Below are 14581 nucleotides of genomic sequence, written 5' to 3' on the forward strand. Positions count from 1 at the left end.
GGGTGAGTGCGGGCCGCCGGGGGCGGGGACGAGGCGCACCTCGTGCCCGTGGTCCTGGACCCAGAGCGCGGTCTCGACGCCCATGAGTCCGTCGTCGTCGAACACCACGACCTTCATACCGGGATCCCCTCCAGCTCTCGTGTCACCGCCGAACGGTCTGACCGTCCGGGTCGCTCAGGTGTGACAGCGGCGTTCGTGGGGGGGGGCGGGAAACGGCGTGTGCAAGCATGAAGCACACTGTGTTGCACTTAGTCACATGGTGAGAGAGGTAGTGTTCATGGTGGACGCGATGGCGTCGGTGTTCGCCAACTTCCGGCAGTACCTGATGGGGTGGGGTCCGCAGGACGGTCCGGGCGACGGTGTCGACCGGTCCCGCAGCGGGCTGGCCGCCCCGCAGTTCAACGGTGTGGTGCGGGTGCGGTCCGGGTCGGCGGCCGGGCTGGACGTGGCGGCCGTCCGCCGGGAGCTGGCGGGTGTGCCTTGGTGGTGGTGGGTCGGGCCGGACAGTCCCGAGGACACCGCCGGTGTGCTGCGGCGGCACGGCGGCCGGGAAATCGCGGTCATGCCGGTGATGGTGCGGCCCCTCGGCCGCCCCACCGGGCCGGACGGCGGACCGGGCGACGGACCGGGCGGGGGCCCGGCCGGCGCGGATGCCGGGCTGCGGGTGGCTCCGGTGCGGGACGGGGAAGGGCTGGCCGAGCTGGTCCGCACGTACCGGACGTCGATGGGGATCGGGCCCGGTGCGGAGGCCCGGATGGTGCGTGTCGAGACGAGGCGCGCGGACAACGCGGACATCGTCCGGCTGGCCGCGTCGCTGGAAGGCCGGGTGATCGGCACCACCGTGGTGATCACCGCGCACACGGTGGCCGGGATCTTCCTCGTGCACGTGGCCGAGGAGCAGCGCCGGCGAGGCGTGGGGACGGCGTTGACGGCGGCCGCGCTCCAGGTGGGACGGGAGCGCGGGATGCGCCACGCGGCGCTGGTGGCCAGCCCGGCCGGGGAGCCGCTGTACCGGCGGTTCGGGTTCGTGACGGCGGCCGAGTACCGGCTCTTCGGCTTTCCGTCCTGAGCCGGGGCGCCGCCGCGTGGACGGGGTGCGGTACCGCCCGCGCGGCGGCTCGCCGGTCAGGAGAGCCAGTCGGTGTACCGGGTGGCGGCCAGGTGGGCGTTCTTGTCGGTCAGGACGTCGCCCTCGACGGCGGCGAACATGCCGGCGGTCGGGTCGGTGACCACGGTGCGCGTGTCGCCCTTGTGGGACAGGGTGATCCGGCCCAGCTCGTCGAGGGCGAAGACCTCGGGGCCGACGATGTCGCGGATGCCGTTCAGCGGGGCGCCCGCGGCGACCTCCGCCACGGCGCGGGAGACGTCCTCGGCGGCGATGGGCTGGATCGGGGTGGCGGGCAGCCGGACGGTGTCACCGTCGGTGGTCCAGGACAGGACGGCCTCGATGAACTCCATGAACTGCGTGGCCCGGACGATCGAGTAGGGCACCGGACCGGCTTTGAGGAGGTCCTCCTGAAGCACCTTGGCCCGGTAGTAGTCGAGTTGCGGCACCTGGTCGACTCCGACGATCGACAGGATGACGAAGTGTCCGACGCCGGCCTCGTGGGACGCGGCCAGGAGGTTGTCCATCGAGGTCCGGAAGAAGGCCGGGGACGCCTCGTCGAAGGTCGGTGAGTTGGTGAGGTTCACCACGACGTCGGCTCCGGTGACGGCCTGCTGGAGTCCCTGGCCGCTGATGACGTCGACCCCGGTGGACTGCGAGTGCGGTACGGCCTCGTGGCCGGCGTCCTTCAGGAACTGGACGACCCGCGAGCCGATCAGCCCCGTTCCGCCGATCACTGCGATCTTCATGACACGCCTTTCGGTGTGGGTGGTGTGGGTCCGGATGGTTCAGTGGTACCGCCGGGGCGGCCCGGTCAGACGAGATCCAGTCCGCCGTCGACGGTGATCACCTGACCGGTCGCATGGCGGCCGGCCGGGTCGGCCATCCGCAGGACCCAGTGCGCCACCTCGTCCGGGTGCGCGATGTGGTGGGTGGGGATGCGGTCGCGCTCGTAGGCGTACATGTCGTTGGCGGCCTCCGGGGTGAGACCGGCGTGCAGCATGACATCGGTGCTGGTGGGGCCGGGCGCCACAGCGTTGACGCGGACGCCGTCACCCGCGAGTTCCAGCGCCCAGCTGCGCGTCAGCTGTTCCACGGCCGCCTTGGTGGCCGCGTAGTGCGCGCCGCCCGGCATGGGCCGGTGTCCGTAGGTGCTGGACAGGTTGATGATCGAGCCGGACGACTGGCGCAGGTGCGGCAGGGCGGCGTGGGCCAGGAGACTCGGTGCGACGACGTTCAGCGCGAACAGGTCGACGACCGTCTGCCGGTCGGTCTCCGCCAGCGGCATCACCGCCGTCGCCCCGGCGTTGTTGACCAGGTGGTCCAGACGTCCCCACCGCCGCACGGCGGTCCCGATCACCTCGGCGGGAGCTCCGTCGGCGCAGATGTCGGCCGCCAGGATCTCGATGCGGGGGTGGGCCGCGGCGGTCTCCTTCAGCGGCTGTTCCCGGCGGCCCACTCCGAGCACCCACGCCCCGGCCTCGGCGAAGGCGACGGCCGTGGCCCGGCCGATCCCGGACCCGGCGCCGGTGACGACGACGACCTGGCCGTCGAAGGTCCGGTCCGATGAGGGCCGGCCCGAGGTCCGGCCCGATGAGGTCTGGCCGGACGGGGTCTGGCCGAGGGGGTCTGCGGGCATCACGTGCTCCTCGTTCGATGTTCGTTGAACATGGAACACACTATGGTGATTTCCCACGTTCGCGTCAAACGTTGGCAGTGGGTGTGGTGTTGTCGGGTGGCACAGTGTGTCCGGGTCGCTGGGCGTACCGCTCAGGCGGCGCGCGGCACGCTCCGCTGGTCCGCGCCGGGCGACCGACGGGACGCCGACGGCAGTTGGTGCACCTGCGCGTCCCTGGGGACGAGCAGCCGCACGAGGTCTTCCATGTCCCCGGTGCCGGCCGCGGTGCGGAACGCGGCGACCAGACGACGGTGCGACTCGGCGGGCACCGGCCGCTCTCTCCCGCACTCCAGGCGGGCCTGTGCCCGATGCACCACCACCCGTGCGTTGGTGGTGCTGATCCTGAGCAGCGCAGCGACCTCGGCGTAGGCGTAGCCGAACCCCTTGCGCAGCACGTAGGCGGCGAGCCGGTCCGGGGTCAGCCGCGCCATCAGCAGGGCCAGGGCGCCCTCGACCGCCGCGGCCCGTTCGGCGCTCAGCACGGGGTCCTGGGCGGTCCGGTCACCGAGGTCGGCCAACTGCGGCTCGTCCGGTATCTCGCGGCGGTGCCGGGCGGACTGGACGACGTTGAGCGCCAGCCGGGTGGTGACCGTGACCAGGAATGCGGTCGGGTTGTCGATCTCCGCGCGCCGGGTGAGCTGCCAGCGCAGCCAGGCGTCCTGGACCACGTCCTCGGCGCCCGTGACGTCGCCGACGATGCGGTAGGCGATGCGGAACAGCCGTGTCCGCTGGGCCAGGAAAAGGTCGAGCGCGAGGTCCAGGCCGTCCTCGGCCGGCTGGGTGACCGGGGGTGCGGTCGGCTGGGTCGTCTCCGGGCTGGGCGCGGACATCGGGAACTCCTCGGGGTGGACGGGCGCCCGTCGAGGGGCGACGATTCCACCCTCGCCCCGTGGCCCGGCCCACCGCGCCCTTGCTCCCCGTGGTCGAGTCCGTGGGACCCCGTGGGAGCGGTCCCGTGGGAGGCGGCGGAGGCCGGGGGCGGCCGTACGGAGTGCGTGGGAAGGCCGTGGGAGAGGCCGGAGGCGGCCGTGGTGGCGGGCCTGGTGAGGCGACATCGGTGAGTGTCCGCAGGGCCTCCCGGGGGGGACCCGTGGTGCGCACGTGGGGCCCCGTAGTGAGTGCGTGGTGAGTACGTGGCAGAACCCCGTGGTGAGTACGTGGCAGAGCCCCGTGGTGAGTACGTGGCAGAACCCCGTGGTGAGTACGTGTGAGTCACCTGGGGGCGATGGCCACCGCGGCCGGCCCCGCCGTGCTCAGGCGGTGCGGGCCGTTTCCTCGTCGTCGAGGGCGACGGCCGGGGTGTTCGCCAGGGCGCCCGGCAGGGCGCGGCGGGAGTTGATGCCGAGCTTGGTGTACACCTTGCGCAGGTGCCACTCCACGGTGTGCGGGCTGATGAACAGCTCCGCGCCGATCTTCGCGTTGGTCATGCCGTCCGCGGCGAGCGTGGCGACCTGCGACTCCTGCGGGGTGAGGGCGCTCAACGGCTTGTTCTCCCGCACCCGGACGTGCTCGCCGGTGGCGAGCAGTTCGCGGCGGGCGCGTTCGGCGAAGGCGTGCGCCCGCATGCCGTCGAACATCCCGTGCGCCGTGCGCAGGTGTTCCCGGGCCAGCGCCCGGCGCCCGTCGCGGCGGAGCCACTCGCCGTACAGCAGGTGGGTCCGGGCCACCTCCACGGTCACCCCGCCGCGGCCGAACTCCTCGATCGCCGACCGGTACAGCCGGTCGGCCTCGTCGCCCTCGGTGAGCAGTGCCCGGCTGCGGGCGGCGGCGCCGTGCGCCCAGCCGGAGTCGGCGGCCCGGGTGAGTTCGAGCAGCCGGGCCAACGAGGCGCGGGCCTGGTCGAGTTCACCGCACCGCGTGGCGGCCTCGACGTGCTCGACCAGGGACAGGCCGGTGAAGTTGAAGCCGTCGTGCTCGACGCCCTCGCGAGCGGCCTCCAGGGCCTCCTCGTAGCGGGCCAGGCCGTTGAAGAGCACGCCCTGGATGTAGCCGGAGGCGCCCAGCAGGGACACCTCGCCGCGCTCTTCGGCGCGTTGTCTGGCTTCCTCGATGATGCCGGCCGCGACGTCCGCCTCGCCCCGCCAGGCGGCCAGCACCAGCGTCGCGTACTGGTGCGGAGCGTGGCCGGTGGCCGCGGCCAGCGCGTCGGCCTCGTCGATCATCCGGGCGGCCTCGGCGAAGTCCCCGTAGTGGATGTGCACTCCCCCGGCGTAGATGAGGGCCGGCGGGAGCGCGCCGAGGGCGCCGATGTCACGGGCCAGCCGCACCGCACGGCTGGACAGGGTGTCCCAGGCGTGCAGGTCCCAGGCGTAGTGGATGAACGCCTCCAGCGCGACCGGCACCAGCAGCAGCCAGCGCATGGTCGCCTCCCGGGTGCCGAGTTCCTCGTGCGCGAGCAGGTCCAGTGCGGCGCGCAGGGCCGGGACGCCGGTCTCGTACCCGTCGGTGAGGAGCGCGGCGACCCCGTCGAGGAGGAGGTCGGCGGCCTCCGAACCCGAGGGCGGCGCCCCGGACTTGCGGGCCGCGATCGCGGCGGCGCGGGCCCCGGTCGGGCCGTGCACCCGGCCCGCGAAGATGGTGGCGCTGATCGCCTCCAGATACGTCTCCCGGGCCAGCGGTGACCCGGCGGCGGTGAACTGGGCGGCGGCCTCCAGGAGCAGCGGGGCCGCCTCGTCGCTGCGGCTGCGGGCGAACAGGATCCTGGCCCGCAGCCGGGCCAGCCGGGCGCGGTCCAGCGTGCTCAGCGGGCACAGCTCGGCGACCGTGGCGAGTTCCGTGGCCCGGTCGGGCGCGGCGGCCGAGAAGTGCGCCTCGGCGGCCGCGAGGGCGCGGCGGCCGCGCTGCCCGGGGTCCGGCGTGATCTCGGCGGCGCGTTCCAGCAGCACCGCCTCGGCCGCGATGCCGCCGCGCTGCCTGGCCCGGTCGGCGGCCCGTTCCAGGCCTGCGGCCACCTCCTCGTCCGGTCCGGCGGCGGCCTGGGCGGCGTGCCAGGCCCGCCGGTCGGGGTCGAGGACCGGGTCGGTGGCCTCGGCCAGCGCGCGGTGCACGGCCCGGCGTTCCTCGGGTTCGGCTCCGTGGTAGACGGCGGACCGGACCAGCGGGTGCCGGAACCGGACGGACTCGCCGAACTCGATCAGCCCGGCCGCCTTGGCCGGCGCGGCGTAGGGGACGATCTCCAGTGCGGCGGCCGCGCGGACCAGCAGCCGGGCGTCGCCGACCGGTTCCGCGGCGGCGATCAGCAGCAGTGTCCTGGTCGCCGCCGGCAGCGCGGCGAGACGGCCGGCGAAGTCCCGTTCCACCCGGCTGGCCACCGGGCCTTGCACGCCGGGCTGCCCCGACGCGTCCAGCCCGTAGGCCAGTTCGGCGGCGCTGCGGCCGCGGGAGAACTCCAGCAGGGCGAGCGGGTTGCCGTGCATCTCGGCGACGAACCGGTCCCGGACCCGCTTCTCCAGCCGGCCGCCCACCGTGGCCTCCAGCAGTTCGCCGGCCGCGGCGGCGTCCAGGCCGTCCAGCCGCAGCGTGGGCAGGCCGCTCAGCGCGGACTGGCCCTCGGGGTCGCGGACCGCGAACGCCATGACGACGGCCTCGGCGAGCAGCCGGCGGGCCACGAACTCCAGGGTCTGCAAGGACACCTGGTCCAGCCACTGGGCGTCGTCGACCAGCACCAGGACCGGCCGGGTCTCCGAGGCGCGGGTGAGCAGGGTGAGGACGGCGAGACCGACCAGGAAGCGGTCGGGCGGGTCCCCGGCGGCCATGCCGAAGGCCACCCGCAGGGCCTCGCGCTGGGGTTCGGGCAGTGTGTCCAGTTCGTCCAGGAACGGTGTGCACAGCTGGTGCAGGCTGGCGTAGGGCAACTCCATGTCCGCCTCGATGCCGTGCGCCCAGGTCACCTTCATCCGGGACGCCCGCGCGGCCACGTACTCCAGGAGCACCGACTTGCCGATGCCGGCCTCGCCGCGGATCACCAGCACCCGGGCCCCGCCTTCGCGCAGCCCGACCAGCAGATCGTCCAGTGCCGCGCATTCGCGTCGCCGGCCGACCAGGTCGGGAAGCGGGCTGGCGATCATGCGACGCGGCTCCTCGGGGAAAGTCAGGGAGGGAGAGTCCCACAAACAGTGTCGGAACGAGCCTTGTAACGATACCCGGAACGGCCCACACACGGTGTGTCCGGTGCCTGTGACGGACTCCACTCGGGGAATTCCTCTTCGGCTGTCACAAACCGGCCCGCTGTCCGGTCCTCCACTGCCGGTGATCCAGTTCGTCCGTCGTCGCCTCCCCTCCTCCCCCGGTTCCTCCCCCTGCCTTCACCGTCCGCTCTTCCCTCCCTCGTCCCGTCCGTTTCTCTCCCCCGTCCCGTCCGTATCTCTCCCCCCGTCCCCGTCCGTTCGTCTTCGCCGTCTGTCCGTCGCTCTTCCAGGAGGTCCCCCATGTCTTCGCTCGGACACCAGCTCGCCACGTCCGTCCTCGTGGTGGGAGCCGGTGGGGCCGGCCTCCGGGCGGCCATCGAGGTCGCGGAGGCCGGTGTCGCGGTCATCGCGGTGGCCAAGCGCGCGGCCGAGGCCGCGCCCGCGGCCACCGCGCCCGGGGGCGCCCCGTGGGAGACGGCCGGCACCGGCGAGGCGTGGGAGCGGCACGCGGCCGACACGCTGCGCGAGGGCCATCTGCTGGCCGACCCCCGCACCGCCCAGGTCGTGGCCCGCTACGCGGCGCGCGGGCTGCAGGACGTGCGGCGCTACGGCACGTGGCCGGACCACCGGGGCCGGGGCCTGCCCGGCCGGCACCGGCCGCCTTGGCGTCCCGGGGACCGGCACGCAGCGTTCGAGGAGGAGTTCACCGGCGCCGAGGTACGGCGGGCGCTGCGCTCCCGGGCGGCGGAACTGGGCATTCCGGTACTGACCGGCGTCTACGTCACCCGGCTGCTGGTGGACGACGGATCGGTCTTCGGCGCCTACGGGTTCGACCTCGCCGACGGCTCCCGCTACCTGGTGCACGCCGACGCGGTGATCCTCGCGACCGGCGGGCACACCCGTATCTGGCGGCGTACCGCCGCGCGCCGCGACGAGGGCGGCGGCGACGCGTTCCGGCTCGCCGTCGAGGCCGGCGCCCGGCTGCGCGACCCCGAGCTGGTGCGCTTCCATCCGCTGGGGCTGATCGGGCCGGAGCCGGCGGCCGGCCTGCTGGTCAGCGAGGCGGCCCGCGGCGAGGGCGGGGTGCTGCTCAACAGCCTCGGTGAGCGGTTCATGGCCCGCTACGACGCCGAGCACATGGAACGGGGCAGCCGGGACCGGGTCACCCGGGCCGTGCACGCGGAGATCGAGGCGGGCCGGGGCACCCGGTCCGGCGGGGTCTGGCTGGATCTGTCCCATCTGCCACGGGAGACCGTGCTGACCCGGCTGCCGTGGGTGCACCAGACCTTGCTGGACGTGCAGACGCTGGACATCACCCGCGATCCGGTCGAGGTCGCGCCGACCGCCCAGTACTCGATGGGCGGGGTCTGGGTGCGGCCCGAGGACCACAGCACCGAGGTCGGCGGGCTGTTCGTGATCGGGGAGGCGGCCAGCGGTCTGCACGGCGCGGACGGGCTGGAGCAGAACGCGCTGATCGAACTCCTCGTGTACGGCCGGATCACCGGCCGGGCGGCGGCGGAGTACTCGGCCGGGCTGACCGTCCAGCGGCGGTCGCCGGCGGCGGTGCGGGCCGCGGCGGCGGATGTGCACCGGCTGCTGTCCGCCGACGGCGACCAGAACGTCCGCGCGCTGCTGCGGTCGGTGCGCCGGGTGATGACCGAGCGGGCCGGTGCCGCGCGCGACGAGGCCGGGCTCACCGCCGGACTCGACGAGATCGGCGAGATCGCCGACCGCGCGGAGTTCGCGGGGGTGCACATCGACATCGGCGGTTTCCAGGAACTGGCCCACGCCTACGACTTGAGGTCCGCCGTCCTCGCCGCCCGCGCGACGCTGGAGTGCGCGAGGGAGCGGCGGGAGACGCGGGGCAGTCACCACCGTTCCGACCACCCCGAGGCGGATCCGGACCTGACGGTCAACCTGGTGTGGTCGCCGGCGACCGGGGTGCGCCGGGAACCCGTTCCGCCGATCCCCACCGACATCGCCGAGTTGATGCGGGACGTCGCAGTGGACGCGGGGCGGCCCGGGTAGCCGGCGGGGCGGCCCGGGTCAGGACCGGCCGAACCGGGAGACCTCCTGATAGACGGCGGGTTCGGAGGTGATGTGCAGTCCGGAGTCGTCGAACAGGCGGCGCAGCGAGGCGAGCCACGCGGGGTCGGCGGTGGCGCGGTCGAGCGCGGTGCCCGAACTCCAGTCGGCGATGTGCAGGAACCGCGCCTCGGGTGCGTCGGCCAGCGGCCGGTGCAGGCGGGAGCGGACGAAGCCGGGCTGGGCCGCCATGAGGCCGGCGTTCTCCCGGTACGCCTCGACGAAGCGGTCGGCTTCCGCCGCCGGCACGGTGTAGCTCTTGATCACGGTGACCGGGCCGTCGACGCCGGTCTTCCAGGTAAGGGACTGGCTCATACGTCGATGACCGGGCCGGCTCCCTCGGTGTGACAGGCGGTCCGGTCGTCGAGGGCGGGCAGCAGCGACAGCAGCCGCAGAGCGGTGTGGCTCTCGGTGCCGGGGGTGGCGGTGTAGACCACCAGCCGCTGGGACTGGTCCGGGTCGACCAGGGTCTGGCAGTGCAGTTCCAGGGTGCCGACGGCCGGGTGCCGGGAGCGTTTGACGCCGCACTGGGGGCCCAGCACGGGCCGCTCCCGCCAGATGCGGGCGAACTCCGCGCTGCGCCGGTTCAGCGCGTCCACCAGTTCGGCGGCGCGGGAGTCGTCGCCGTCCCGGGTGCGGGCGCCGTGCAGGTCCGCCACGAGCAGGCGGCTGTGCTCGGCGTGGTCGCTCTCGGGGTGCGGGAGGCGGGCGGCGGGATCGGTGAACCAGCGGTAGTGGGCGCTGCGGGCCAGTCCGGTGTACGCCGTCCCGTCGCCCAGCAGCGCCACCGCCGGGTGGGTCTGCCTCAGGGTCTCGCCGACGTGGTTGACCACCTGGGCGGGCGTGTCCTGGAGCCGGTCCAGGATCCGCATCATCCCGGGGTTGATGTGGTCCCCGCGCCGCACCCGGCGCGGGGAGGCGTGACCGGCGAGCCGGAAGAGCAGGTCGCGTTCCTCCAGGGACAGGCGCAGGCCCCGGGCGAGTACGGCGAGCATCTGCTCCGAGGGGTGGGGGCCGCGCGGCTGTTCGAGCCGGGCGTAGTAGTCCGCCGACATGGCGCAGAGCGCGGCGACCTCCTCGCGGCGCAGCCCTCCGGTGCGCCGGCGCCGCCCGCGGGGCAGTCCGACGTCCTCCGGCTGGAGCGCTTCCCGGCGGGCCCGCAGGAAGGCCGCCAGTGCTGCTCGGTCACTCATGGCTGTCCTCTCCCACATGACACTGTCACCGTGTCAAACAGTGGGGTCGCAGTGCGGCATTCCCCCACACACTGTGCCGGGTACGGTCAGCGGGTGATCGCCTTGGTCTCCAGGAACTCCTCCAGACCGGCCCGGCCCATCTCCCGGCCGTTGCCGGACTGCTTGTACCCGCCGAACGGGGCCTGGAAGTTGTGCGGTCCGCCGTTGACGTCGACCTGGCCGACGCGCAGCCGCCGGGCGATGGCCATGGCGTGCTCCTCGTCGCCGGTGACCGCGCCGTTGAGCCCGTAGATCGTGCCGTTGGCGATCTCCACGGCGTGGTCGTCGTCGGTGTAGGGGATGACGACGAGGACGGGGCCGAAGATCTCCTCCTGGGCGATGGCCGACGCCGGGTCGACGTCGGCGAAGACGGTGGGCCGGACGTAGGCGCCGGTCGTCCGGTCCGCCGGGCGGCCGGGGCCGCCGGTCACCAGCGTGGCGCCGTCGGCGATGCCGCGCCGGATGCAGCCGTCCACGCGCCGGCGCTGGGTCTCCGAGGCGAGCGGGCCGATCCGCGTGTCCTGGCTCGCCGGGTCGCCGACGACGTACTCCTCGGCCGCCGCCCGCAGCTTGTCGACCACGGCCGGCTGGAGGTGCTCGGGCACGAGCAGCCGGGTGTACGCGCCGCACGCCTGGCCGGCGTTGGCCCAGGCGAGGGCCAGGCCCCGGGTGACGGCGAGGTCGAGGTCGGCCTCGGGCAGGACGATGTGGGCGGCCTTGCCGCCCAGTTCGAGCGCGACCCGCTTGACGGTGCCGGCGGCGGCGACGGAGACGCTGCGGCCGGCCCGGGTGGAGCCGGTGAAGGAGACCATGTCGACCTCGGGGTGCCGGGACAGGGCCTCGCCGACGACCGGACCGGTGCCCTGCACCATGTTGAACACCCCGTCGGGCAGCCCCGCCTCGCCGGCGATCGCGGCGAACAGCCGGGCGCTGAGCGGGGACAGCTCCGAGGGCTTGTGGACGACCGTGCTGCCCGCCAGCAGCGCGGGGACCACCTTGGTGACCAGTTGCTGGAGCGGGAAGTTCCACGGGGTGATCGCCGCGACCACGCCGATCGGCTCGCGCACCACGAGGGAGTTGCCGACCTGCTCGCTCCACTCGAACTGTTCGGCGGTGGTGACCGCGGCCAGGACGGAGGCGATCGGGAAACCCACCTGCGCCTGCCGGGAGAAGCCGATCGGGGCGCCCATCTCCAGGGTGATGACGGCCGCCAGTTCCTCGCGGTGCCGCTCCAGTGCCCCGGCCAGGCGCCGCACGATCGAGGAGCGGTGCTCCGGGGTGGTCGCCGCCCACTCGGGGAACGCGGTGCGCGCGGCCCGCACCGCCAGGTCCACGTCGGCGGCCGTGGCCTCGCGCACCGTGGCGACGACCGACTCGTCGGCGGGGTTCACCACCTCGATGAGCCGCCCGGCGCCCTCGACGGCACGGCCGTCGATCCAGTGGGCCGGGGCGGGGAAGGAAACGGTGTGTTCTTCGTTCATGCCGCCCAGGGAACACCCGGGGCGGTACGGCAGCCATGCCCTGCGGTGTCCGTGATCGCCGTCACTGGCCCGCCGGGCGCCCGCCCGGGGTGTTGTTATGCTCCCGGCGTGGCGGGGACGGAGTGAACGGCCGGGAGGTCCCGGAGCGGTTGCGGGGCCGGCGACGGGAGCGGGAGCTGCTCGACGGGCTGGTCACGGAGGTGGCGGCCGGACACAGCGCCGTACTGGTGCTGCGCGGCGAGGCCGGGATCGGGAAGTCGGCGCTGCTGGACCATGTGGCGGACCGTGTCGCGCGGTACCGCGTCGCCCGCGCGGCGGGTGCCGAGTCGGAGATGGAACTCGCGTTCGCGGGACTGCACCAGCTGTGTGCCCCGTTCCTGCCCCGCGCCGACCGGCTGCCGCCGCCGCAGCGGGCGGCGCTCGCCACGGCGTTCGGGCTCAGCGCCGGGCCGCCGCCGGACCGGTTCATGGTCGGTCTGGCGGTGCTCGGGCTGCTCACCGATGTGGCCGCCGAGCAGCCGCTGTTCTGCCTGGTGGACGACGCGCAGTGGCTGGACCGGGTCTCCGCGCAGACGTTGGCGTTCGTGGCGCGGCGGATGCTCGCCGAACCGCTGGCGCTGGTGTTCGCCACCCGCGAGCGGCGGGGCCGCGACGAGCTTGCCGGGCTGCCCGAGCTGGCCGTGACCGGTCTGGACGACGCCGACGCCCGGGCGCTGCTGAACGCGGCGGCCGAGGGGCCGATGGACGAGCGGGTGCGCGACCGGGTGCTGGCCGAGGCCCGCGGCAATCCGCTGGCGCTGCTCGAACTCCCGCACGGCCGGCTGGTCGCGGACCCGGCCGACGGGCCCGACCGGACCGGACCGCACCCGGTCACCGGCCGCATCGAGCGCAGTTACCTGGCGCGGGTCCGCGCGCTGCCCGAGGAGACGCAGCGGCTGCTGCTGGTGGCCGCCGCCGAGCCGGTCGGTGACGTGACGCTGCTGCGGCGGGCCGCCGAGCGGCTCGGCATCGATCCGGGCGCGGCCGGCCCGGCGGTGGCCGCGGGCCTGCTCACCGTCACCGCCCTGGTCCGCTTCCGGCATTCGCTGCTGCGCTCCGCCGTCTACCGGTCGGCCGGGCTCGCGGAACTGCGGGAGACCCACCGGGTGCTGGCCGAGGTGACCGACCCCGCCCTCGACCCCGACCGGCGCGCCTGGCATCTGGCGCGGGCGACGGTGCGGCCGGACGAGGCGATCGCCGGGGAGCTGGAGGCGTCGGCCGGGCGGGCGCTGGCCCGGGGCGGCACCGCCGCGGCAGCCGCGTTCCTCGCCCACGCGGCCGTACTGACGCCCCATCCGGGGCGCAAGGCGACGCGGGCGCTGACCGCCGCCCGCGCGAAACTGCGCGCCGGGGCGCCCGCCGCGGCCCGTGATCTGCTGGCGCTGGCCCGCGGCGGCGCGCTGGATGAGCCCGGCCGGGCCCACGCGGACCTGGTGCGGGCACAGATCGCGTTCGCCACCGGGCGCGTCGACGAGGCGCTGCCGCTGCTGCTGGCCACCGCGCGGCGCCTGGTGCCGCTCGACGCCGCGCTGGCCCGGGACACGTTCCTGGAGACCCTCTCGGCCGCCATGTTCGCCGGGCGGCTGGCCACCGGCGCGGACGTACGCGCGGTGGCGGCGGCGGCCCGGCAGGCCCCGCCGCCCGGCCGGCGGCCACCGCGCGCCGCCGACCTGCTGCTGGACGCCCTGGCCACCCGGTTCACCGGCGGGCACGGCGCCGGGGTGCCCGAGGGGCGCGCGGCGCTGGACGCGTTCCTCGCGGAGTCCGACCCGGGGCAGATCCTGCGCTGGTCCTGGCCGGCCTCGACGCTGGCCGCCGACCTGTGGGACGACGAGCGCTGGACGGAGCTGGTGACCCGGCACGTACGGACCGCGCGGGGCGCCGGGACGCTGGCCGAGCTGCCGCTGGCGCTCAACTCCGGGGTGGTCGTGCACACCTGCGCCGGCGATCTGGACGCGGCGGCGCTGCTGGTGGCGGAGATCGGACGCCTACAGGAGGCGTCCGGCGGCACCTTCGCGCCGTTCGGCACGATGACCCTGGCCGCCTGGCAGGGGGACGCGCGGGCGGCCGGTCCGCTGATCGGGGCGAGCGCGCGGGAGGCCGTGCGGCGCGGCGAGGGCATCGGGGTGGCCGTCGCCCGGCGGGCGGAGGCGGTGCTCCACAACGGGCTGGGCAGGTACGAGGAGGCGTTCGACGCGGCCCGGGCGGCGAGCGCCCATCCGCAGGACCTGATCGCGGCCAACTGGGGGCTGGTGGAACTGGTGGAGGCCGCCGTGCGCAGCGGCCGGCCGGACCCGGCCCGGGCCGCGCTGGACCGGCTGGTGCGGACCACGGACGCGGCCGGCACGGACTGGGCGCTGGGTGTGCAGGCCCGCTCCCGGGCCCTGTTCGAGCAGGGCGCCGTGGCCGAGGAGGGGTACCGGGAGGCGGTCGAACGGCTGGGCCGTACCCGGATCACGATGGAACTGGCCCGGTCCCGGCTGCTGTACGGGGAGTGGCTGCGGCGGGAGAACCGGCGCGCCGACGCCCGGGAGCAGTTGCGTGAGGCGCACGCGCTGTTCACCCGGTTCGGCGCGGGCGCGTTCGCCGAGCGTGCCGTACGGGAGCTGCGGGCGGCCGGGGAGACGGTGTCCCGGCGGGCCGGCGCCGCCGCGGCGGCGCTCACCGCGCAGGAGGCGCAGATCGCGCGGCTGGCCCGGGACGGACTGACCAACTCAGAGATCGGCGCCCAGCTGTTCCTCAGTCCGCACACCGTGGAGTGGCACCTGCGCAAGGTGTACGCCAAGCTCGGCGTCACCTCGAGGCGGATGCTGCGCACGGTGCTGTGAGAGAGG

Annotated in this window: 10 protein-coding genes; 3 read left to right on the plus strand and 7 right to left on the minus strand. The window is 74.7% G+C overall.

Annotated features, from left to right (window positions below):
- The first annotated feature begins 256 nt into the window (after positions 1-256).
- Complete coding sequence (locus J7I94_RS00090; protein ID WP_215164326.1) at positions 257-1069, plus strand: GNAT family N-acetyltransferase; 813 nt, start codon at positions 257-259, stop codon at positions 1067-1069.
- A gap of 56 nt (positions 1070-1125) precedes the next feature.
- On the opposite strand, the gene J7I94_RS00095 is transcribed toward J7I94_RS00090, so the two are convergent.
- The 4 genes from J7I94_RS00095 to J7I94_RS00110 form a co-directional block, all read right to left on the minus strand.
- Positions 1126-1854: an SDR family oxidoreductase gene (locus J7I94_RS00095; RefSeq protein WP_215164327.1), complete on the minus strand. Its 729-nt coding sequence runs from the start codon at positions 1852-1854 to the stop codon at positions 1126-1128.
- A gap of 65 nt (positions 1855-1919) precedes the next feature.
- Positions 1920-2744: an SDR family NAD(P)-dependent oxidoreductase gene (locus J7I94_RS00100; protein ID WP_215164328.1), complete on the minus strand. Its 825-nt coding sequence runs from the start codon at positions 2742-2744 to the stop codon at positions 1920-1922.
- A 131-nt stretch (positions 2745-2875) separates the two neighbouring features.
- On the minus strand, positions 2876-3613 hold the full coding sequence (locus J7I94_RS00105; protein ID WP_215164329.1) for a sigma factor: 738 nt from the start codon (positions 3611-3613) through the stop codon (positions 2876-2878).
- A gap of 423 nt (positions 3614-4036) precedes the next feature.
- Positions 4037-6850: a LuxR family transcriptional regulator gene (locus J7I94_RS00110; protein ID WP_215164330.1), complete on the minus strand. Its 2814-nt coding sequence runs from the start codon at positions 6848-6850 to the stop codon at positions 4037-4039.
- Positions 6851-7210: 360 nt separating this feature from the next.
- Between J7I94_RS00110 and J7I94_RS00115 the strand changes: the two genes are divergently transcribed.
- Complete coding sequence (locus J7I94_RS00115; protein ID WP_215164331.1) at positions 7211-8938, plus strand: FAD-binding protein; 1728 nt, start codon at positions 7211-7213, stop codon at positions 8936-8938.
- Positions 8939-8956: 18 nt separating this feature from the next.
- Here J7I94_RS00115 and J7I94_RS00120 read toward each other — a convergent pair whose 3' ends face one another.
- The 3 genes from J7I94_RS00120 to J7I94_RS00130 all read right to left on the minus strand — a co-directional run bounded on the left by J7I94_RS00120 (position 8957) and on the right by J7I94_RS00130 (position 11708).
- Positions 8957-9310 (minus strand): antibiotic biosynthesis monooxygenase family protein, encoded by a 354-nt coding sequence (locus J7I94_RS00120; RefSeq protein ID WP_215164332.1) that lies wholly within the window; start codon positions 9308-9310, stop codon positions 8957-8959.
- Positions 9307-10188 carry a helix-turn-helix transcriptional regulator gene (locus tag J7I94_RS00125; protein WP_215164333.1) on the minus strand — a complete coding sequence of 294 codons (882 nt, stop codon included), beginning with the start codon at positions 10186-10188 and terminating at the stop codon, positions 9307-9309. Before J7I94_RS00125 ends, J7I94_RS00120 begins: the two co-directional genes overlap by 4 nt.
- An 86-nt stretch (positions 10189-10274) precedes the next feature.
- A complete protein-coding gene (locus J7I94_RS00130) occupies positions 10275-11708 on the minus strand; it encodes an aldehyde dehydrogenase family protein (protein ID WP_215164334.1) in 1434 nt (477 codons plus the stop codon).
- 176 nt (positions 11709-11884) lie between these two features.
- On the opposite strand from J7I94_RS00130, the gene J7I94_RS00135 reads away from it, so the two are divergent.
- Entirely contained in the window at positions 11885-14575 is a 2691-nt protein-coding gene (locus tag J7I94_RS00135; RefSeq protein ID WP_251074436.1) for a LuxR family transcriptional regulator, read from the plus strand.
- Positions 14576-14581 lie beyond the last annotated feature (6 nt).

Source organism: Streptomyces sp. ISL-12, from assembly GCF_018614415.1.
In the GTDB taxonomy this organism is placed as follows: domain Bacteria; phylum Actinomycetota; class Actinomycetes; order Streptomycetales; family Streptomycetaceae; genus Streptomyces.